At 61.1% G+C, this 19,077-nt stretch carries 19 protein-coding genes; 3 read left to right on the forward strand and 16 right to left on the reverse strand.

The window, feature by feature from the left end; genetic code table 11:
* Positions 1-102: 102 nt before the first annotated feature.
* Together ACVWZP_RS18570 and ACVWZP_RS18575 are read left to right on the forward strand one after the other, a co-directional pair.
* Entirely contained in the window at positions 103-522 is a 420-nt protein-coding gene (locus tag ACVWZP_RS18570; protein WP_057003621.1) for a hypothetical protein, read from the forward strand.
* A complete protein-coding gene (locus ACVWZP_RS18575; protein ID WP_132849963.1) occupies positions 512-703 on the forward strand; it encodes a hypothetical protein in 192 nt (63 codons plus the stop codon). The genes ACVWZP_RS18570 and ACVWZP_RS18575 overlap by 11 nt, the downstream gene beginning before the upstream one ends.
* 141 nt (positions 704-844) lie before the next feature.
* Here ACVWZP_RS18575 and ACVWZP_RS18580 read toward each other — a convergent pair whose 3' ends face one another.
* The 13 genes from ACVWZP_RS18580 to hutC all read right to left on the reverse strand — a co-directional run bounded on the left by ACVWZP_RS18580 (position 845) and on the right by hutC (position 15,425).
* Complete coding sequence (locus ACVWZP_RS18580; protein ID WP_057003620.1) at positions 845-1,210, reverse strand: hypothetical protein; 366 nt, start codon at positions 1,208-1,210, stop codon at positions 845-847.
* An 8-nt stretch (positions 1,211-1,218) separates the two neighbouring features.
* Entirely contained in the window at positions 1,219-2,058 is an 840-nt protein-coding gene (locus ACVWZP_RS18585; protein WP_057003619.1) for an RNase A-like domain-containing protein, read from the reverse strand.
* Positions 2,059-2,245: 187 nt separating this feature from the next.
* Positions 2,246-3,046 (reverse strand): N-formylglutamate deformylase, encoded by an 801-nt coding sequence (gene hutG / locus ACVWZP_RS18590; protein ID WP_457370002.1) that lies wholly within the window; start codon positions 3,044-3,046, stop codon positions 2,246-2,248.
* An 11-nt stretch (positions 3,047-3,057) separates the two neighbouring features.
* Positions 3,058-4,263, reverse strand: a complete 1,206-nt coding sequence (gene hutI, locus ACVWZP_RS18595) for an imidazolonepropionase (protein ID WP_457370003.1) — start codon at positions 4,261-4,263, stop codon at positions 3,058-3,060.
* A 144-nt stretch (positions 4,264-4,407) separates the two neighbouring features.
* Positions 4,408-5,946 carry a histidine ammonia-lyase gene (hutH, locus tag ACVWZP_RS18600; RefSeq protein ID WP_457370004.1) on the reverse strand — a complete coding sequence of 513 codons (1,539 nt, stop codon included), beginning with the start codon at positions 5,944-5,946 and terminating at the stop codon, positions 4,408-4,410.
* Positions 5,947-5,965: 19 nt separating this feature from the next.
* The gene (locus tag ACVWZP_RS18605) at positions 5,966-7,489 is read right to left on the reverse strand and encodes an HAL/PAL/TAL family ammonia-lyase (RefSeq protein WP_457370005.1); all 1,524 of its coding nucleotides are present in this window, start codon (positions 7,487-7,489) and stop codon (positions 5,966-5,968) included.
* 136 nt (positions 7,490-7,625) lie between these two features.
* On the reverse strand, positions 7,626-8,450 hold the full coding sequence (locus tag ACVWZP_RS18610; RefSeq protein ID WP_046385362.1) for a quaternary amine ABC transporter ATP-binding protein: 825 nt from the start codon (positions 8,448-8,450) through the stop codon (positions 7,626-7,628).
* Complete coding sequence (locus ACVWZP_RS18615) at positions 8,447-9,298, reverse strand: ABC transporter permease (protein WP_046384990.1); 852 nt, start codon at positions 9,296-9,298, stop codon at positions 8,447-8,449. The genes ACVWZP_RS18610 and ACVWZP_RS18615 overlap by 4 nt, the downstream gene beginning before the upstream one ends.
* A 71-nt stretch (positions 9,299-9,369) precedes the next feature.
* On the reverse strand, positions 9,370-10,335 hold the full coding sequence (locus tag ACVWZP_RS18620) for an ABC transporter substrate-binding protein (RefSeq protein ID WP_046384991.1): 966 nt from the start codon (positions 10,333-10,335) through the stop codon (positions 9,370-9,372).
* A gap of 68 nt (positions 10,336-10,403) precedes the next feature.
* On the reverse strand, positions 10,404-11,876 hold the full coding sequence (locus tag ACVWZP_RS18625) for a purine-cytosine permease family protein (RefSeq protein WP_057003615.1): 1,473 nt from the start codon (positions 11,874-11,876) through the stop codon (positions 10,404-10,406).
* A gap of 149 nt (positions 11,877-12,025) precedes the next feature.
* On the reverse strand, positions 12,026-13,711 hold the full coding sequence (gene hutU, locus ACVWZP_RS18630) for a urocanate hydratase (RefSeq protein WP_057003614.1): 1,686 nt from the start codon (positions 13,709-13,711) through the stop codon (positions 12,026-12,028).
* A 407-nt stretch (positions 13,712-14,118) separates the two neighbouring features.
* Entirely contained in the window at positions 14,119-14,679 is a 561-nt protein-coding gene (locus ACVWZP_RS18635) for a HutD/Ves family protein (RefSeq protein WP_457370006.1), read from the reverse strand.
* Entirely contained in the window at positions 14,676-15,425 is a 750-nt protein-coding gene (gene hutC, locus ACVWZP_RS18640; protein WP_017849911.1) for a histidine utilization repressor, read from the reverse strand. The genes ACVWZP_RS18635 and hutC overlap by 4 nt, the downstream gene beginning before the upstream one ends.
* A gap of 108 nt (positions 15,426-15,533) precedes the next feature.
* Between hutC and ACVWZP_RS18645 the strand changes: the two genes are divergently transcribed.
* Complete coding sequence (locus ACVWZP_RS18645; RefSeq protein WP_177031407.1) at positions 15,534-16,898, forward strand: formimidoylglutamate deiminase; 1,365 nt, start codon at positions 15,534-15,536, stop codon at positions 16,896-16,898.
* 84 nt (positions 16,899-16,982) lie between these two features.
* On the opposite strand, the gene ACVWZP_RS18650 is transcribed toward ACVWZP_RS18645, so the two are convergent.
* The 3 genes from ACVWZP_RS18650 to ACVWZP_RS18660 form a co-directional block, all read right to left on the reverse strand.
* Positions 16,983-17,552: a lipocalin family protein gene (locus ACVWZP_RS18650; protein ID WP_017849913.1), complete on the reverse strand. Its 570-nt coding sequence runs from the start codon at positions 17,550-17,552 to the stop codon at positions 16,983-16,985.
* Between the two features lie 30 nt (positions 17,553-17,582).
* Positions 17,583-17,837, reverse strand: coding sequence for a hypothetical protein (locus tag ACVWZP_RS18655; protein WP_017849914.1), 255 nt, complete (start codon positions 17,835-17,837; stop codon positions 17,583-17,585).
* A gap of 185 nt (positions 17,838-18,022) precedes the next feature.
* Complete coding sequence (locus ACVWZP_RS18660; protein WP_457370007.1) at positions 18,023-19,033, reverse strand: class 1 fructose-bisphosphatase; 1,011 nt, start codon at positions 19,031-19,033, stop codon at positions 18,023-18,025.
* Positions 19,034-19,077 lie beyond the last annotated feature (44 nt).

Consider the following 19,077-nt stretch of genomic DNA (forward strand, 5'->3'; position numbering starts at 1 on the left):
AGGACGCGTAGTTCCAACAGATTTTGTAAAGTACGAAAAAATTGTCGATAGTCCAGTTTTTGTAGACGGGGCATTAGTGAATGCTCCGAAATAGAGATAGTTATGAATTTGACTAACGTAATAGTGCCAAAAGTTTCGATCGGCGGAATAGCCATTGGAGAAAGCATTACACAAGTACAAGCACGTCTGTCAGATAAGTACAAAACCCATAACAGCCCCGATTCATTCACCATCGACAACGGGTTTATTACGGCGTATCACGGCGTCGATGGCGTCATTTCTGCTATCTCTTGCAATACTGCTTTCAAGGGTAATTATGAAAATATGCTATGGCCGGGAATGACTGTAGCCGATGTCCTAAGGCTCTCCAAAGAGCAAGTGGCGTGGGCGGGTTTCGTACAAATTGACCAAGTCAACGGCATAGGCCTCTCGCTGCCGGAGGAATACGATGACTTCGATTCGTTGACCGATCATTTTGATCTCGACTTTGTATTTAGTGAGCTTTGGGTTTATGACTTTTAGAATCGTGGTCGCCCTCGCGCTGGCCGGGGCTCAACCGGCCTTTGGGATCAGTCCTACAATTCACTCAGAAATGACCGATGACGACCGCACCGAATACGTCTACGACCCACTGGGCCAACTGCTCACCGAACAAAGCGCCGCTGGCAACCTAAACCATCACTACGACGAACTCGCAACCTGATCCAGACCCACACCGCCAACTCCTCACTACGACGCCACCGGTCGTGTTGATAGGGGGCTGACCCTGAAGGCTCCAACAACCCATCTTCTCGCAGCGGACGAAGTCTGACCGTAGAAGCAGCAAGATCATCAACATGGCATCTCAGCGCCATTTCAAAAAACGTTTTACGTTTCGCCACTTAGTACGCTTGAGATTTACATCAAGTAACTGAGAGACCTGCTGCAAGAACTGTTGATTACTACAGCCAAAATACTGCTCGGAAAAGCAAAGCTCATAGTCAAACGGAGCGGCGTTTTTCAGGCCCGTAGCGGTGAGGTTTGCTTTCAGGTAGCGTCCAATATCTCTTTTGAGCATAAAAGATGCGAAGCGTGATCGGCTATCAACATACCCCTTCACAATATCCGAAAGCGCCGTAGGCGCGACGTTTGACTCGGCGTCGACGAGCCATGCGCCTACGCCATCTGCCACTTCACCATACATGAAGCTTTCTAGATACCCGTAAGCCATTGACTGCCTCAAAGGATTGGGAACGCCGTCAAAATATACATGGGCATATTGTTGAATTCTGCATATTTTATGACCACTCGCACTTTAGTCATCTCAATGACGGTTGCAGGCGATCGTGGGCGAATGCCCCAACCCACGATTTGACCAAGATCCGCCTCAAGGGTGTATACACTTGAGCGCATCTTAACTTTCGACATGAAGATTACTTTGAGTTTGTTCCTTTGCAATACCTGACTGACAGCCCATTCTGCCTTCTCAGCATTACCGAACGTGGAAATGCTCTCGGCCCCAGGCATTTTCAGCGCCCTCTTTTGCAAAAACTCAAGTGGCTTGTCGACATGAACGCTATAGGCATGTCCGCCCCCGAGACTCTTAGGTGCATGCAACGGTCGCTCACTGACGTTCAGTGTCATCCGCCCTGCTCGGATGGAGGAAACTCTGAAAGCGTTGTAGAGATTAGCAACGGAGAGCGGAACGGCGAACTCCATAGCCAATCCCATCCCCTGCCCCACTTGCGCAGACGCGCCTAAGCCGTTTGCCATTGCCTGACCAGATTTATAGGCATAAGAGTCAACGGTAAGGCCTGTTAGCAATTGGGCGCTGCCCGCTGCCAATTGGTCGGCAGCGTGAATGCCCATGGCAGCACATCCCACCTTAGTGATCATCGTAGGTTCGGGTATTGCACAGAGCACGCCAGCTCCTCCCAACTCGATAATCCCACCAACAATACGCAAACCTCCAAATATACGATTAGTCGCAATTTCAGTGGCACTCAAAGATTCACGCTCCAAAATTGCTGCCATCTGCACTTGGCTTATGACAACACTAAACTCTCCTTCTTGAGACACCTAAGTCCTACCTTGCTATCAACGATGCGGGGACGCAGATTAGCAAGAGGCTTTAATGCCTTAGCGCTCGCGTTATTAATAAAGACGCGGACTACGTAGGCAGTAGCAAACCGCCTACATTTTATCCAGGAGAGACCGCAACCATTGCACCACCTGGTTCCTACGATACGTCTATAGACCACCTACTTCAGCAGTAACGCTTCTGCCCCCACCCCAGAAAACCGTCCAACAACTGCTTCAACACCCCCCGCGTCGGCCCCGCCAGATCCGCGCGATAACGGAACGGCTCGAACTCTTCCATATACGTGCTCTGGCACAACTCCAACTGCACGGCATGAATGTTCTGCGCCGGGTTGCCGTAATGCCGGGTGATATGCCCGCCCTTGAAGCGTCCGTTGAGCACATGGGTGTACTGCGGATGCGCGGCGCAGATGGCTTCCAGTTGGCTGGCCAGCCCAGGGTCGCAGGCGGCGTTGTTGAAGGTGCCGAGGTTGAAGTCCGGCAGTTTGCCGTCGAACAGGTGCGGGATCACCGAGCGGATCGAATGTGCGTCGAACAACAGTGCGTAGCCGAATTCGGCCTTGAGCCGCGCCAGTTCGTCTTGCAGGGTGCGGTGATACGGCATCCAGATCTGCTCGAGGTAGGTGGCGCGCTCTTCCCTGGATGGCGCCAGGCCTTCGCGGAACAATGGCACACCATCGAACAGGATCGACGGGTACAAACCAGTGGTGGCGCCGGCGTACAGCGGCGTGTCGTCGGAGGGCCGGTTCAGGTCGATGACAAACCGCGAGTACTCCGCCGCCAGGGTGCTGGCGCCGAGTTCTTCGGCAAAGTCATACAGCGTGGGGATATGCCAATCGGTGTCCGGCAGGCTTTGTGCCTCGGGGATCAGCCCGGCCTGCACGGCAGGCGTCAGGCGCAGGCCGGCGTGGGGCATGCTGATCAGCAGCGGCACGCGGCCTTGTTTGAAGCTCAGAACGTTATCCACAGTGCGACTCCTTAAACAGTGACATCGACGCCGTGGCGCACGACGCGTTTTTCAAGCTCGCCGCCCAGCCAGTAGGCCAGGTCGGCGGGACGATCGATCTGCCAGGCGACAAAGTCGGCGACCTTGCCCACTTCCAGCGAGCCATGGGTATCGCCCATGCCCAGCGCAGTGGCGGCATGTTGGGTGGCGCCGGCCAGGGCTTCTTCCGGGGTCATGCGAAACAGGGTGCAGGCCATGTTCAGCATCAGGCGCACCGACAAGGCCGGTGAAGTACCGGGGTTGAGGTCGCTGGCGATGGCGATCTTCACCCCGTGCTTGCGCAGGGCCTCCATCGGCGGCAGTTGAGTTTCGCGCAGGAAGTAGAACGCGCCCGGCAGCAGCACCGCGACGGTGCCGGCAGCGGCCATGGCGATAGCGTCGTCTTCGGCCATGAACTCCAGGTGATCCGCCGACAGCGCCTGGTAACGCGCGGCCAGGCTGGAACCGTGCAGCGACGACAGTTGCTCGGCGTGCAGCTTCACCGGCAGGCCGAGTTGCCGCGCGACCTTGAACACACGCTCCACCTGCGCCGGCGAGAACGCCAGGTATTCGCAAAACGCATCCACCGCGTCCACCAGCCCTTCCGCGGCCAGGGCCGGGAGCATTTCGCTGCAGATGTGATCGATGTAGGCGTCGGCGCGGTCCTTGTACTCCGGCGGCAACGCATGGGCGGCCAGGCAGGTGGCGCGCACGCTGACCGGCAGCGCGTCGCCGAGGCGCCGAATCACCCGCAGCAACTTGCGCTCGCTGGCCAGGTCGAGGCCGTAGCCGGATTTGATCTCCACCGTGGTCACGCCGTCGCGCAGCAAACTGCGCAGGCGCTTGTGGGCGCTTTCGAACAGTTCATCCTCGCTGGCGGCGCGGGTGGCGCGCACGGTGCTGGCAATACCGCCGCCCTGGGCGGCGATGTCGGCGTAGCTGACGCCTTGAAGGCGTTGCTCGAATTCACCACTGCGGTTACCGCCGAACACCGTGTGGGTGTGACAGTCGATCAGCCCGGGGGTGACCCACGCGCCGTGCAGGTCATGCACCTGGGCGTAATCCGCAGCCGGCACTTCGCTGCGCGGGCCGATCCACTCGATCAGCGAACCGGCAGTGACCAGGGCGGCATCCTCGATGATCGAGTAATTGCCGTGGGCCATGGTTGCGATGTGGCAGTGTTGCCAAAGGACTTTCATCAATGCCTCCCAAGGTGGTCGCTGTTCCCTGTAGGAGCGAGCTTGCTCGCGAAAAACCTCAACGATAACGCGTGCTACCTGATAGCTCGCGGCGCCTGGGGGTTCTTCGCGAGCAAGCTCGCTCCTACAGGGGCGGAGGGTTTTTCAAAGGCTCGGCAGCAACTTGGCCGGCACCAGTTCATTCAGGCAGCGGCTGGCGAGCAGTTCAGTGGCGGCGATGATGTCCGGGGCGAAGAAGCGGTCTTTATCGTAGAACGCCACTTTGCCGCGCAGGGTGGCGCGCGCTTTTTCCAGCTTCGGCGAGGTCTTCAGGCATTCGCGCAGGTCCAGGCCCTGGCACGCCGCCAGCCATTCCACGGCCAGGATGCCGCGAACGTTTTCAGCCATTTCCCACAAGCGCTTGCCCGCAGCCGGAGCCATCGACACATGGTCTTCCTGGTTGGCCGAGGTCGGCAGGCTGTCGACACTATGGGGATGGGCGAGTGCCTTGTTTTCGCTGGCGAGTGCCGCGGCGGTCACCTGGGCGATCATGAAGCCGGAGTTCACCCCGCCATTGCCCACCAGGAACGGCGGCAGTTGCGACATGTGCTTGTCCATCATCAACGAAATACGCCGCTCGCTCAGCGAGCCGATTTCAGCGATGGCCAGCGCCATGTTGTCGGCGGCCATGGCCACCGGTTCGGCGTGGAAGTTGCCGCCGGAGATCACGTCGCCTTCGGCGGCGAATACCAGCGGGTTATCCGACACCGCGTTGGCCTCGATCACCAGCACCTCGGCGGCCTGGCGGAACTGGGTCAGGCAGGCGCCCATGACTTGTGGCTGGCAGCGCAGGGAATAAGGGTCTTGCACCTTGTCGCAGTTCTGGTGCGACTGCGACACCTGGCTGCTTTCGCCCAGCAGGTCGCGGTAAGCCGCCGCCGAATCGATCTGCCCACGCTGGCCGCGCGCGGCGTGAATGCGCGCATCGAACGGCGAGCGCGAACCCAGCACCGCTTCCACGGTGAGGCTGCCGCACGCGAGGGCACCGGCGAACAGATCCTCGCCCTCGAACAAGCCCCGCAGCGCATACGCCGTGGACACCTGGGTGCCGTTGAGCAGCGCCAGGCCTTCCTTGGCGGCCAGGGTCAGCGGGGTGAGACCGGCGATTTTCAGCGCAGCAGTCGCCTCCAGCCATTCGCCTTGGTAGCGCGCCTTGCCTTCGCCGAGCAGCACCAGGGACATATGGGCCAAGGGCGCCAAGTCACCGGAGGCACCGACCGAGCCTTTGAGCGGGATGTGCGGGTACACCTCGGCGTTGATCAGCGCGATCAGCGCGTCGATCACCTGGCGGCGAATCCCGGAAAACCCACGGCTCAGGCTGTTGACCTTGAGCACCATGACCAGCCGCACCAGCGCATCGCTGATCGGCTCACCGACGCCGGCGGCGTGGGACAGCACCAGGGAACGCTGGAGGTTTTCCAGGTCTTCGCTGGCGATGCGGGTCGAGGCCAGCAGGCCGAAACCGGTGTTGATGCCGTAGGCGGTGCGGTTCTCGGCGAGAATCTGCTCAACGCAGGCCACACTGGCGTCGATCTGCGCAGTGGCGCTGTCATCCAGATTGATCGTTACCGGCTGCTGGTAGATGGCCCGCAGTTGGGCAAGGCTCAGTTGGCCCGGAATCAGAGTTAGCGCAGTCACATTCATGCTCCTTGGAAATTATTGTTCAGTGCAATTCGGGAAAAGTCTGCTGCAGCAAAGCGCTCTGCTTGAGCAACGCGGCGGCGGTCGCGATGTCTGGCGCCAGCCAGCGGTCTTGCGCGTAAGGCGCGACCTGTTCACGCAACAAGCGCCAGGCGCGGTCGGTGCCCGCGCCGAAACGCTGGTCCTTGAGAAACTCGAAGGCCTGGGCCGCCAGCAGGTACTCGATGGCGAGGATCTGGGTAACGTTGGCCAACAGTTGGTGCAGCTTGAGCGCGGCGTTGGTGCCCATGCTCAGGTGATCTTCCTGCAGGCCCGAGGTGACGAAATTGTCGAGCACCGCCGGCTGCGCCAACTGACGGTTCTGCGCGCACAGGGAAGCGGCGACGTACTGCACGATCATCATCCCGGAGTTGACCCCCGGGTCGCTCACCAAAAACGCCGGCAAGCCGCTGACGTGGGGGTTGATCAGGCGGTCCAGACGACGTTCGGCGACCGAGCCGATCTCGGCCATGGCAATCGCCAGCATATCAGCGGCCAGCGCCACGGACTGCCCGTGCGGGTTGGCCTGGGACACCACGCGGTAGCTGTGTGGCGTGCCGAGCAGCAGCGGGTTGTCGGTGGCGCTGTTGAGTTCGGTCTCGATCTGGCGGGTCGCGTGTTCCACCTGGTCGCGCGCCGCGCCGTGGATCTGCGGGATCGAGCGGATGCTCAGCGCGTCCTGGGTGCGGATGCCTTGGCTGCTGGCGATCACTTCACTGCCGTCGAGCAACGCACGCAGGTTGATACCGACCTGCTGCATGCCGGGGTGCGGTTTGAGGGCGATGATTTCGGCGTCGAAGGCATCGATCTGGCCGCGCTGGGCCTCGAAACTCATGGCGCCGATCACGTCGGCCCATTGCAACAGTTGATGAGCGTCGGCCAGGGCCAGGCAGCTCAGGCCGGTCATACACGGCGTGCCGTTGACCAGGCACAGGCCGTCCTTGGCGCCGAGCACCACCGGCTGCAAGCCTTCTGCGCTCAGGGCCTGTTGCGCCGGGACGATCCGGCCGCGGTAGCTCACCTCGCCAATCCCCAGCAACGCCACGCCGACATGAGCCATATGGGTCAGGTAACCCACCGAACCCTGGGACGGCACCTGCGGCGTGATGCCGTGGTTGAGCAGCGCCAGCAGCGCATGCACCACCTGCGGATGCAGGCCGGATTTGCCGTGGCTGTAGTTGATGATCGCCGCGCAGATGATCGCGCGGGTCTGTTCGTCGCTGAGCACCGGGCCGACGCCACAGGCGTGGCTCAACAGCGTGTTGCGCGACAGTTGGCTCAGTTGCGCGCCCTCCAGCGGCACATTGCACAACGCGCCCAGGCCGGTGTTCACGCCGTAGGCGCGCTCACCGCTGGCGACGATGCGCTGCACGATGGCCTGGGCATTGTCGATGCGCGCCCAGGCCTGGCCCGAGAGTTCGAGCACCGCACCGAAGCGGGCCACGGCGACCACGTCCTGCCAGCGCAGGGGGGTGTCGGCGATGATGATTTTTGCTGCCTGGGACATCTTCATACCTTCTTGAGTTCTTGTGCAGCTTTACTGGCCCTATCGGGAGCAAGCCCCCTCCCACCTTTGGAATGCATCCCCCTGTGGGAGGGAGCTTGCTCCCGATGAGGCCAGCAGCCTCCCCACATAATCCGGATCAGACCACCGCCGCCCGCCGCTGAACGAACCGATCCACATACTCATCCGCCGGCGAATGCAAAATCTCCCGCGGCGTGCCGACCTGGATCAGCTTGCCGTCCTTGAGGATCGCAATGCGGTTGCCGATACGCACCGCCTCGTCGAGGTCGTGAGTGATGAACACGATGGTCTTGTGCAGGGTCTTTTGCAGTTCGAGCAACTGGTCCTGCATCTCGGCGCGGATCAGCGGGTCGAGGGCGCTGAAGGCTTCGTCCATCAGGATGATGTCGGTGTCCGCCGCGAGGGCGCGGGCCAGGCCGACCCGCTGGCGCATGCCGCCGGAGAGCTGGTGCGGGTATTTGTTTTCGTAGCCTTTGAGGCCCACGGTTTCGATCCAGTGCAGCGCGCGCTCGGCGCAGACCTGCTTGGTTTCGCCGCGCACTTTCAGGCCGTAGGCGACGTTATCGAGCACGTTCTTGTGGGGCAACAGGCCGAAGCTCTGGAACACCATGCTGATCTTGTGTCGACGGAATTCGCGCAGGGCTTGCATGTCCAGTTGCAGGATGTCTTCGCCGTCCACCAGGATCGCGCCGCTGGTGGGGTCGATCAGGCGATTGAAGTGGCGCACCAGGGTCGATTTTCCCGAGCCCGACAGGCCCATGATCACAAAGATCTCGCCGGTGCCAATGCTCAAGGACAGGTCGTTGACGCCGACCACGCAACCGGTCTCGGCCAGCACCTGATCCTTGGTCTTGCCCTGGCCGATCAGCGCCAGCGCGTCCTTGGCGCGGTTGCCGAAGATCTTGAAGACGTTTTTCACTTCGATTTTGCTGACAGTAGTCATTTGCTCGCCTCATGCCGTGGACGACCATAGGCCTGGGTGATGCGGTCGATGACCACGGCGAGAATCACGATGGCCAGCCCGGCTTCAAGGCCGCGGCCGACGTTGAGGGTCTGGATGCCGACAAGGACATCTTCGCCCAGGCCGCGGGCGCCGATCATCGAGGCGATCACCACCATCGACAACGCCATCATGGTGGTCTGGTTGATGCCAGCCATGATGCTCGGCAGCGCCAGCGGCAGTTGCACGCCGAACAGCTGTTGCCAGCGATTGGCGCCGAAGGCGTTGATGGCTTCCATGACTTCGCCGTCGACCTGGCGAATCCCCAGGTCGGTCAGGCGGATCAGCGGCGGCGCGGCGTAGATCACCGTGGCGAAAATCGCCGGCACCTTGCCCAGGCCGAACAGCATCAGCACCGGGATCAGGTACACGAAGCTGGGCATGGTTTGCATGATGTCGAGCAGCGGCATCAACACCGAACGCAGGCGATTGCTGCGCGCCGACAGGATGCCCAGCGGAATGCCGATCAGCACCGAGATCAGCGTAGCAACCAGCATCAGGGCCAGGGTCTGCATCAGTTTGTCCCACAGGCCGACCGCGCCCACCAGGAACAACAGGCCGACGATCACCGCGGTGGTCACCACCTTGCGCGTGGCGTGCCAGGCCACGGCGCCGACGATGGCCAGCATCAGCCACCAGGGCGCGGCGCGCAGCAGGCCCTCGAGGTTGACGATGGCCCATAGCAGGGTGTCGGAGATGTGCCGGAACACATCGCCGTAGTTGGTCACCAGCGAATCCACCCAACCGTTGACCCAGTCGGCGATGGAAAACGTAAAACTCTCAGGAAACATAGCGTGCTCTCGATCCAGTGGGTTGTGGCCAGGCGCCCGGCTGCCCCTCAGGGTAGTCGGGCGCGTATGACCTACAAGGCCGCGTCGATTTTCTTGGCGGCGTCTTCGCTCACCCAGGCGTGCCAGATTTCAGGGTGTTCCTTGAGGAACAGTTTCGCCAGTTTCGGCGACTCGATTCGCTCCTTGGCCATGCGCCCCAGGTTCTGGTTCAGCAGGTCGATCGGCAGGTTGACCTTTTCCAGTACGGCCACCAGTTCCGGTGCCTGTTCGTGGAAGGTCTTGGACAGGCCGACCTTGATGCTCACGCTCTTATCCACGCCGGGTTTTTCTTCCAGCTTGACCAGGTCGACCTGGCCCATCAGCGGCGTTGGCGACCAGTAGTAGAACAGGATCGGCTCGCCGCGCTTGTAGCTCGACAGCACCGCCGCATCCAGCGCCGGGCCGGTGCCAGGACGGAAGTTGGTGTAGCTGCTCTCCAGGCCGTAGCTCTTGAGCATCGCGCTGTTGTCCAGCTCGCAGGTCCAGCCGGCCGGGCAATTATAGAAGCGGCCTTTGGACGGCTCTTCCTGGTCCTTGAACACCGCAGCGTACTTGGCCAGGTCGGCGATGTTTTTCAGGCCCGGCGCCTTGGCTTCCAGCTTGCGCTTGGCATCGCCTTCGATCACGTAACGCGGCACATACCAGCCTTCGATCGCACCGACAATCGGCGCGCCGACACCGACGACCTTGCCGGCCTTCTCGGCCTTGTTCCACACCTCGCTGCGGCCGACCCACTCTTCGGCAAACACTTGAATGTCATTGCTGCTCAGGGCGTTTTCCATGGTGATCGAATTACCCGGCAGGCTGTCGGTCTTGCAGTCGTAGCCCTTTTCCATAACGGTTTGCAGGATGTCAGTGAGCAACATGCCGCTTTCCCAGTTCAGGCCGGCGAATTTCACCGGCTTACCGGACTCGCACCAACCGGCCGCCTGGGCACCGGCGCTTGCCAGCAAGCCCATGGACAGCAATGTGGTCAGCAGGGTCTTGTTCGATTTCATTGTGTGACGCTCCTAATCATGAGTTGGCTTACGGCAGTCAAGAGGCATCCTGCCCGGTCCACGTCCAATCAGGCCCGCGCCGCAGAGCGACTGGCGCCGCTGGCTGGGGCAGGTACAACGCTGTCCTGCTCGACCGGCAGAATCAGTTGATCGGGCACGGCGCTGTGCCATTTTTTCGCACACACGTAATAGAGAACTGCGGGAATTATCAGACCGATGATCCAGGAAATATCCACATCACCCAGGGCGGCCACCAGCGGACCGGTGTAGAACTTGGTGGAGATGAACGGCAATTGCACCAGCACACCGAACACATAGACGCTGATACCGAGCAGGTTCCAACGCCCATAACGCCCGTCCGGATCGGCCAGCGCCGTCACGTCATAACGCTCGCGGGTGATGCAGTAGTAGTCCACCAGGTTGATCGCGCTCCAGGGCGTAAAGAACGCCAGCAGGAACAGGATGAAAGACTTGAACGCACCGAGGAACGAGTGCTGGCCGAGCAACGCGATCAGAGTCGCCGTACCGACGATGGCCAGCACAAAAACCAGACGCTGCAAGCGCGTGACCTGCAGGCGCCCCCGGAAGCCGCTGATGATGGTGGCAATGCACATGAAGCTGCCGTAGGAGTTCAGCGTGGAGATGGTGACCTTGCCGAACGCGATGCTGAAATACAGCAGCGCGGCGGTGGCCCCCGTACCGCCCAAACCGACGATGTAGGCCACTTCATGACCGGCGAATTGCCCGTTGGACAGAGCGGCGGCAAACACACCGAGGACCATCGCCACCTGTGCGCCGATCACCGACCCCGCGCCGGCGGCCAGGAAGGTTTTCAGCGAGGACGTCTGGCTCGGCAGGTAGCGCGAATAGTCCGCCACGTAAGGGCCGAAGGCGATTTGCCAGGAGGCTGCGAGCGACACCGCGAGCAGGAAGCTGCTCCAACTGAAGTGACGGATTTGCAGCAGCGCGCCAATGTCGGCCTGGCTCATCAGACGGCTGAACAGGTAGACAAAGGCAATCACACCAATGACGCTGGCGACCCGGCCGATGAAGTGGATCACGCGGTAGCCGAGCACCGTGACCAGCACGATGACACTGGCAAAGACAAGGATACCGACGCTGTCGCTGACGCCGAACAACTGGCCCAGCGCCTGACCGGAAAGCACGGTGCCGGTGGCGGTGAACCCCAGATACATCAAACACACCAGCACGATCGGGATGGCCGCGCCATAAACCCCGAACTGCACCCGGCTGGAGATCATCTGCGGCAGACCAAGCTTGGGCCCTTGCGCCGCGTGCAACGCCATGACGCTGCCGCCGAGCAGTTGGCCGATCAACAGGCCGATCAACGACCAGAACACATCACCGCCCAGCACCACGGCCAGGGCCCCGGTGACAATCGCAGTGATTTGCAGGTTGGCGCCCATCCATAGGGTGAACTGGCTAAACAGACGTCCGTGTCTTTCCGCTTCCGGGATGTAGTCGATCGAACGCCTTTCGATCAACGGGGTGGAGCTTGCACGCGCGTCATTTGCAGCCATGTGTGTTCAACCTCTGATGGATTGTTTTGGGTACTGATTGCTCTTCTGTGGGAGCTGGCGTGCCTGCGATGCGGGCGACGCGGTCTTTCGGGTAGACCGCGGTGATGCAATCGCAGGCAAGCCAGCTCCCACAGAAACCGAGCCAGTCGTTACTTGATCATCGGCAGGTTCAAGCCCTGCTCTTTGGCGCAATCGATCGCGATCTGGTAACCCGCATCGGCATGACGCATCACCCCGGTGGCCGGGTCGTTGTGCAGCACGCGGGCAATCCGCTCGGCCGCTTCGTCGGTGCCGTCGCAGACGATCACCATCCCCGAGTGCTGCGAGAAGCCCATGCCCACGCCGCCGCCGTGGTGCAGCGAGACCCAGGTCGCGCCGCTGGCGGTGTTGAGCAAGGCGTTGAGCAGCGGCCAGTCGGACACGGCGTCGGAACCGTCCTGCATGGATTCGGTTTCGCGGTTGGGGCTGGCCACCGAGCCGGAGTCGAGGTGGTCGCGGCCGATCACCACCGGCGCGGACAGCTCACCGCTGCGCACCATTTCGTTGAACGCCAGGCCCAGCTTGGCGCGTTGGCCCAGGCCGACCCAGCAGATACGCGCCGGCAGGCCCTGGAAGCTGATGCGTTCGCGGGCCATGTCCAGCCAGTTGTGCAGGTGCGCGTCGTCGGGGATCAGCTCTTTGACTTTAGCGTCGGTCTTGTAGATGTCTTGCGGGTCGCCCGACAGCGCGGCCCAGCGGAACGGGCCGATGCCACGACAGAACAGCGGGCGGATGTAGGCCGGTACGAAGCCTGGGAAGTCGAACGCGTTTTCCACGCCCTCTTCTTGCGCCATCTGACGGATGTTGTTGCCGTAGTCGAAGGTCGGGATGCCTTGTTTCTGAAAGTCCAACATCGCTTTGACGTGAACGGCCATCGACTGCTTGGCGGCCTTGATCACGGCCGCCGGTTCGGTCTTGGCGCGGGCGCGGTATTCGTCCCAGGTCCAGCCGGCCGGCAGGTAGCCGTTGAGAGGGTCGTGGGCGCTGGTCTGGTCGGTGACCATGTCCGGGCGCACACCGCGCTTGACCAGTTCCGGCAGGATTTCGGCGGCGTTGCCCAGCAGGGCGATGGAGATCGCTTTGCCTTCCTGGGTGTACTTGGCGATGCGCGCCAGGGCGTCGTCGAGGTCGCTGGCCTGTTCGTCGACATAACGGCTGTTCAGGCGGAAATCGATGCTGACCTGCTGGCATTCAATGTTCAGCGAGCATGCGCCGGCCAGGGTCGCGGCCAGCGGCTGCGCGCCGCCCATGCCGCCGAGGCCGGCGGTCAGTACCCAACGGCCTTTGAGGTTGCTGTCGTAATGCTGGCGACCGGCCTCGACGAAGGTTTCGTAGGTGCCCTGGACGATGCCCTGGCTGCCGATGTAGATCCAGCTGCCGGCGGTCATCTGGCCGTACATGGCCAGGCCCTTGGCATCCAGTTCGTTGAAGTGTTCCCAACTGGCCCAGTGCGGCACCAGGTTGGAGTTGGCGATCAGCACACGCGGGGCATTGCGGTGGGTCTTGAACACACCGACCGGTTTGCCCGACTGCACCAGCAGGGTTTCGTCATCGTTCAGGTTGGTGAGGCTCTCGACAATCTGGTCATAGCACTCCCAGTTACGCGCCGCACGGCCGATGCCGCCGTACACCACCAGCTCTTTCGGGTTTTCGGCCACTTGCGGGTCAAGGTTGTTCATCAGCATGCGCAGCGGCGCTTCGGTCAGCCAGCTTTTGGCGGTGAGCGTGTTACCGCGCGCGGCGCGGATTTCGACGTCTCGGTATTTTGTAGGCTTAGCGTTAGAAAAATCGGTCACAACCAGAACTCCTCAGCGATCGATGCGCGAACTGGATGCGTGCGAAGTCGACTCTTACGCACACACCTTTACTTGTACATACAAGCATATGCAATCGAACGGCCAACTTTCCTGGGGTGCAGGCGCGATTGTTTGCACAGGCGTGCGCGAGCCTTGGAAATTAAGGCTTCGAGGCGTGATGAAATTTCTCGGGGGGCGGTTTTACAGCGAGGCCGGTTTGCCACGTCAGGGTGGTATTGCGCCACGCTGGGGCGTTCGGTAACAAAGTGGTGCGGAAGGCTGGAAACAGATCGCAAGAACAGTGGAGAAACAAATGTGGGAGGGGGCTTGCCCCCGATAGCGGTGGACCAGTCAGCTTATCTGAAGCTGACCCACTGCAATCGGGGGCAAGCCCCCTCCCACATTTTTTAACCGCGGGCAGTCAGTTCGATGATGCAGCAGCGGCCCGTGACCGAGATATCCAGCAAACCAGCATTACCGTCCACCTGCAGGCAATCATGATGACCCAACACCTGGCCGAGCACCGTCACCTCATCGGCCACGCTGAACACCAGCACCGTCTGCGCGGTGCTGAAAAAGCGCTGCCCCCCATCGACCCACTGCAACCGCGCATGGTACCGCCGGGGTGAATAGATCAGGTTGAAATCGCGGATCGGCCCACTGATCAGGCGACACGACACCTGGCTGTCGCCCTTGAACGCGAACGCTTGCAGCGGCAACAACCCCCGCTGCTCCTCGCCGTCCACGGTCAGGACCATGCCCGCACCGTTGATCACCGTGATCACGCGTTGATAGCCGGCGAAGGAGGAAAACCCGCCCGACTCGCCGATATCGGCAATCGACAGGCGCCAGCCAAAGCCCTCCAGGCCATGGCCGCCATCGCGGCTGATTTCTTCGGTGCTGCCGCCGCCGTTTTTCCACGGCATACGCACGTAATTGGCGGCGCGCCAGACGGTCACTGCACTCATTTACTGAAGCGTCCTTCCAGGCTGTGACGGGAACCGGGGTGGATCAAGCGCGCGGCGGTCACCGGCTGGCGACCGGACCAGGTGCGTCGACGAATCAACAGGCACGGCTCGCTCGGTTCGATCTGCAGCAACTTGCACTCGGCGGCATCGGCGAGGATCGCTTCGACCACATGCTCGCCCTCGGTCAACGGTGCGACCTGGTTCAAATAGGCGTAGGGGGTTTGCTGGGTGAAATCCTGCTGCAGGTATTCCGGCGCGACCAGGGCGTTGACGAAGCGGTCTTCGATTTGCACTGGAATATCGTTTTCAAAGTGAACGATCAGCGAGTGGAATACCCGCCCGCCTTCACGCATTTCCAGGGCGACGGCGCGCTCGGAACCGGCCGCCTCTTCGCCCAGGGTGATGACCTGGCAGGTATGCCGATGGCCGCGGGCGGCGATCTCATCGGCAATGTTATGCACTTCAAACAGCGCCGACTGGCTCTTGGGCTCGGCGACGAACGTGCCGACGCCTTGCATGCGTACCAGCAGCCCTTCGGCGGTGAGTTCACGCAGGGCGCGGTTGATGGTCATGCGGCTGAAACCCAGCTGGCTGACCAGTTCACTCTCCGACGGCACGCGGTAATGGGGCGGCCAGTTGCCGCTAAGGATCTGCTGGCTGATCATTTGTTTGACGCGGGCATACAAGGGCGCCGGACTTTCGTCCAGGTGGGCAGCCAGTGAAGACTTGGCGGGCGGAGTCGGCACGGGGAATCCTTGCAGGGGAAAAAGATGCATAGATTGCCGGAGTTTACCGAGCAGGCAAACGTCTGTATATGTATATACAAATAAACACACGACCGGGGTGCCCTGAACATGTCCGTTTTCTTTGCCGAACGCGCACTGCTGCCTGATGGATGGGCCAACAATGTACGCCTTGAAGTCGGCGTTGATGGCCTGCTGACTCACGTCGCGGCCAATGCCAGCGCAGACGGCGCCGAACGGCTCAGAGGCCCGGTATTGGCGGGTATGCCGAACCTGCACTCCCACGCATTCCAGCGCGCCATGGCGGGCCTGGCCGAAGTGGCCGGCAACCCGAACGATAGTTTCTGGACCTGGCGCGAGCTGATGTACCGCATGGTCGGCAAGATCAATCCGGAGCAACTGCAGATCATCGCGCGCCAGTTGTATATCGAGATGCTCAAGGCCGGTTACACCTCGGTCGCGGAATTTCATTACGTCCACCACGACGTCAGCGGCCAGCCATATGCCGACCGCGCGGAACTGTCGCGGCAGATCAGCCAGGCGGCCGCCAGCAGCGGGATTGGCCTGACATTGCTGCCGGTGCTCTACAGCCACTCCGGGTTTGGCGGCCAGGCACCCAATGAAGGCCAGCGGCGGTTTATCAACAGCGGCGAACATTATCTGGAGCTGCAGGCGCGCCTGAAACCGATCCTCGCCGCACAGCCGGCGCAGCAACTGGGTTTGTGCTTTCACTCCCTGCGCGCCGTCACGCCGCAACAGATCACAGACGTGCTGGCTGCCAGCGACAAGGCCTGCCCGGTGCATATCCACATCGCCGAGCAACAGAAAGAAGTCGACGACTGCCTGGCCTGGAGCGGCAAACGCCCGCTGCAATGGCTGTATGACAACGTCGACGTCGATGAGCGCTGGTGCCTGGTACACGCCACCCATGCCGACCCCGAGGAAGTGACGCGCATGGCCAACAGCCGCGCGATTGCCGGTTTGTGCCTGACCACCGAAGCCAACCTGGGCGACGGGATTTTTCCGGCAGTGGATTTCCTCGCTCAAGGCGGGCGCCTGGGTATTGGTTCCGACAGCCATGTGTCGCTGAGCGTGGTGGAAGAACTGCGCTGGCTGGAATACGGCCAACGCCTGCGCGATCAGCGGCGCAATCGCCTGTATCGCCACGACCAACCGATGGTCGGCCGCACGCTGTTCGATGCCGCACTGGACGGCGGCGCCCAGGCGCTGGGGCAACCGATCGGGCGGCTGGAAGTGGGCAAGCGCGCCGATTGGCTGGTGCTGGACGGAAACGATCCGTACCTGGCGACGGCGACCGAAGACGGGATTCTCAATCGCTGGCTGTTCGCCGGTGGCGATCGCCAGGTGCGCGATGTGCTGGTCAACGGCAAGTGGGTGGTGCGCGACGGGCGGCATGCCGCTGAAGAAGAGAGCAGCCGGGCGTTTACCCAGGTTTTGAGAGAGTTACTCGGTTAACAGGCAACCCATAACAAATGTAGGAGGGGCGGTGCGACGATTCGACTTGCCCCCTCCCACAATTGGATTTGTGCTGATCCAGAGTTACTGCGAGGTCTTCGCCATCTGCTTGTCCGACGTGCGCCAGATCAAACGCGTGGTGTCATAACCCTGCTGCCGTGCCCTGCTCAGCAGGTCTTCGCGGGTGTCGGCGCTGACCGTCGGCGTGCGCGACAATATCCACATATAGCGCCGGCTCGGGCTGCCGACGAGGGCAGTCTTGTAATCATCGCTGACATACAACACCCAGTAGTCGCCCTTGGCGACGCCCGGCAACAGCGCGGTAAACCAGTTATTGAATTCCACCCTGAGCTTGTCGGTCTTGCCCGGCACTTGCGGCGTAGCGGTGCCCTTGGCTTCTTCCCACTTCCAGTCGCTGGTCAGGCAGCGGTTGAACACCGACATATCGCCATCCGGCAACAAGGTGTAGCGGGCCTCGGACTGCGCGCAGTTGCGCTGGAAGTACATCGGCAATCGCGCCAATTCGTACCAGGTGCCCTGGTAACGCTTGAGGTTGACGTTACCCGCGGTCTTGGGTTGCAGATCATCGCCAGAATGGCTGGCGCAGCCCGCCAAAAACAGGCTGGCGCAAAGGAACACAACAAAACGCATCATTCTTCTTCTCCCGCAGGCTTTCGCCCCGGTTTACTTCAGGCCTTGCCCGGAAAACATCAGAACTTTGTCACCGGCATATTGAACGCTGATAAAGCTGTTTTTATCGCCCCAGGTGCAGCTGGACATACCCAGCGCGCCGGAACAATCGGTCGGCTTACCCAGCAACGACTCCACTTCGGCCTTGGCCATGCCAGCCGACAGCTTCGCGTAATTTTCCTGATTGACCTTGCTGCAAGCGGCCAACAGCACGCAAAAGGCCAGCAAAGCGAGACGGCGTAACGACATGGAATAACTCCTGGAGGGACGAGGCAGGTTGGGGGTCTGCCAGAAGCTTAGAAGGGAAAACAGGTGTCTGGTTCCCGACAAACGAAAACAAAAAAGCCCCGAAAACGCTGAAACGTTTCGGGGCTTCTCATCGTTCAAGACTTCACGTCTTGAACGTGCCGAGGGAGCTTGCTCCCTCGCCACACTTACTTGTTGTGATAGCCGGTCACGCGCTCGACTTCTTCCTTCGAACCCAGGAACACCGCCACGCGCTGGTGCAGGCCTTCGGGCTGGATGTCGAGGATGCGCTGGTGGCCGTCGGTGGACACACCGCCCGCCTGTTCAACCAGGAACGACATCGGGTTGGCTTCGTACATCAGGCGCAGCTTGCCCGGTTTGGACGGCTCGCGGCTGTCACGCGGGTACATGAACACGCCACCACGGGTCAGGATACGGTGTACGTCAGCCACCATCGCCGCGACCCAGCGCATGTTGAAGTTTTTCTTCAACGGGCCTTCTTCGCCTTCCATCAACTCGCTGACGTAGCGCTTGACCGGTTCTTCCCAGTGGCGCTGGTTGGACATGTTGATCGCAAATTCCTGGGTAGAAGCAGGAATCGAGATGTCTTCGTGGGTCAGCACGAAGCTGCCCATTTCGCGGTCCAGGGTGAAGCCTTTGACGCCGTCGCCCAAGGTCAGCACCAGCATGGTCTGCGGGCCGTAGATCGCATAACCGGCGGCAACCTGCTGGGTGCCCGGCTGCAGGAAGGCCTTTTCGTTCAGGGCTTCGTTCTGGCTCAGGTGTTCGTTCGGGCAACGCAGCACCGAGAAGATGGTGCCGACCGGGGCGTTGATGTCGATGTTGGACGAGCCGTCCAGTGGGTCGAACACCAGCAGATAGGCGCCTTTCGGGTATTTGCCCGGGATCTGGTAGGCATTGTCCATTTCTTCGGACGCCATGCCGGCCAGGTGACCGCCCCATTCGTTGGCTTCGAGCAGGATCTCGTTGGAGATCACGTCGAGTTTCTTCTGCACTTCGCCTTGGACGTTTTCAGTGCCCATGCTGCCGAGGACGCCACCCAGCGCGCCTTTGGACACGGCGTGGCTGATTTCCTTGCAAGCACGCGCCACCACTTCGATAAGGAAGCGCAGATCGGCAGGCGTGTTGTTACTGCGGGTCTGCTCGATCAAATAGCGACTCAGGGTAACGCGGGACATGGAAGGCTCCGATGTATGGGGGGCTAAAAACCCGCGCAGTTTAA

The sequence above is a fragment of the Pseudomonas sp. TE36184 genome (assembly GCF_054060055.1).

What these genes read in the sequence shown, in the direction of transcription:
- ACVWZP_RS18570 (WP_057003621.1), top strand. Translation starts at nt 103, where the DNA reads ATGAATTTGACTAACGTAATAGTGCCAAAAGTTTCGATCGGCGGAATA.
- ACVWZP_RS18575 (WP_132849963.1), top strand. Translation starts at nt 512, where the DNA reads ATGACTTTTAGAATCGTGGTCGCCCTCGCGCTGGCCGGGGCTCAACCG.
- ACVWZP_RS18580 (WP_057003620.1), bottom strand. Translation starts at nt 1,210, where the DNA reads ATGGCTTACGGGTATCTAGAAAGCTTCATGTATGGTGAAGTGGCAGAT.
- hutI (WP_457370003.1), bottom strand. Translation starts at nt 4,263, where the DNA reads ATGAAAGTCCTTTGGCAACACTGCCACATCGCAACCATGGCCCACGGC.
- hutH (WP_457370004.1), bottom strand. Translation starts at nt 5,946, where the DNA reads ATGAATGTGACTGCGCTAACTCTGATTCCGGGCCAACTGAGCCTTGCC.
- ACVWZP_RS18605 (WP_457370005.1), bottom strand. Translation starts at nt 7,489, where the DNA reads ATGTCCCAGGCAGCAAAAATCATCATCGCCGACACCCCCCTGCGCTGG.
- ACVWZP_RS18610 (WP_046385362.1), bottom strand. Translation starts at nt 8,450, where the DNA reads ATGACTACTGTCAGCAAAATCGAAGTGAAAAACGTCTTCAAGATCTTC.
- ACVWZP_RS18615 (WP_046384990.1), bottom strand. Translation starts at nt 9,298, where the DNA reads ATGTTTCCTGAGAGTTTTACGTTTTCCATCGCCGACTGGGTCAACGGT.
- ACVWZP_RS18620 (WP_046384991.1), bottom strand. Translation starts at nt 10,335, where the DNA reads ATGAAATCGAACAAGACCCTGCTGACCACATTGCTGTCCATGGGCTTG.
- ACVWZP_RS18625 (WP_057003615.1), bottom strand. Translation starts at nt 11,876, where the DNA reads ATGGCTGCAAATGACGCGCGTGCAAGCTCCACCCCGTTGATCGAAAGG.
- ACVWZP_RS18635 (WP_457370006.1), bottom strand. Translation starts at nt 14,679, where the DNA reads ATGAGTGCAGTGACCGTCTGGCGCGCCGCCAATTACGTGCGTATGCCG.
- ACVWZP_RS18645 (WP_177031407.1), top strand. Translation starts at nt 15,534, where the DNA reads ATGTCCGTTTTCTTTGCCGAACGCGCACTGCTGCCTGATGGATGGGCC.
- ACVWZP_RS18650 (WP_017849913.1), bottom strand. Translation starts at nt 17,552, where the DNA reads ATGATGCGTTTTGTTGTGTTCCTTTGCGCCAGCCTGTTTTTGGCGGGC.
- ACVWZP_RS18655 (WP_017849914.1), bottom strand. Translation starts at nt 17,837, where the DNA reads ATGTCGTTACGCCGTCTCGCTTTGCTGGCCTTTTGCGTGCTGTTGGCC.
- ACVWZP_RS18660 (WP_457370007.1), bottom strand. Translation starts at nt 19,033, where the DNA reads ATGTCCCGCGTTACCCTGAGTCGCTATTTGATCGAGCAGACCCGCAGT.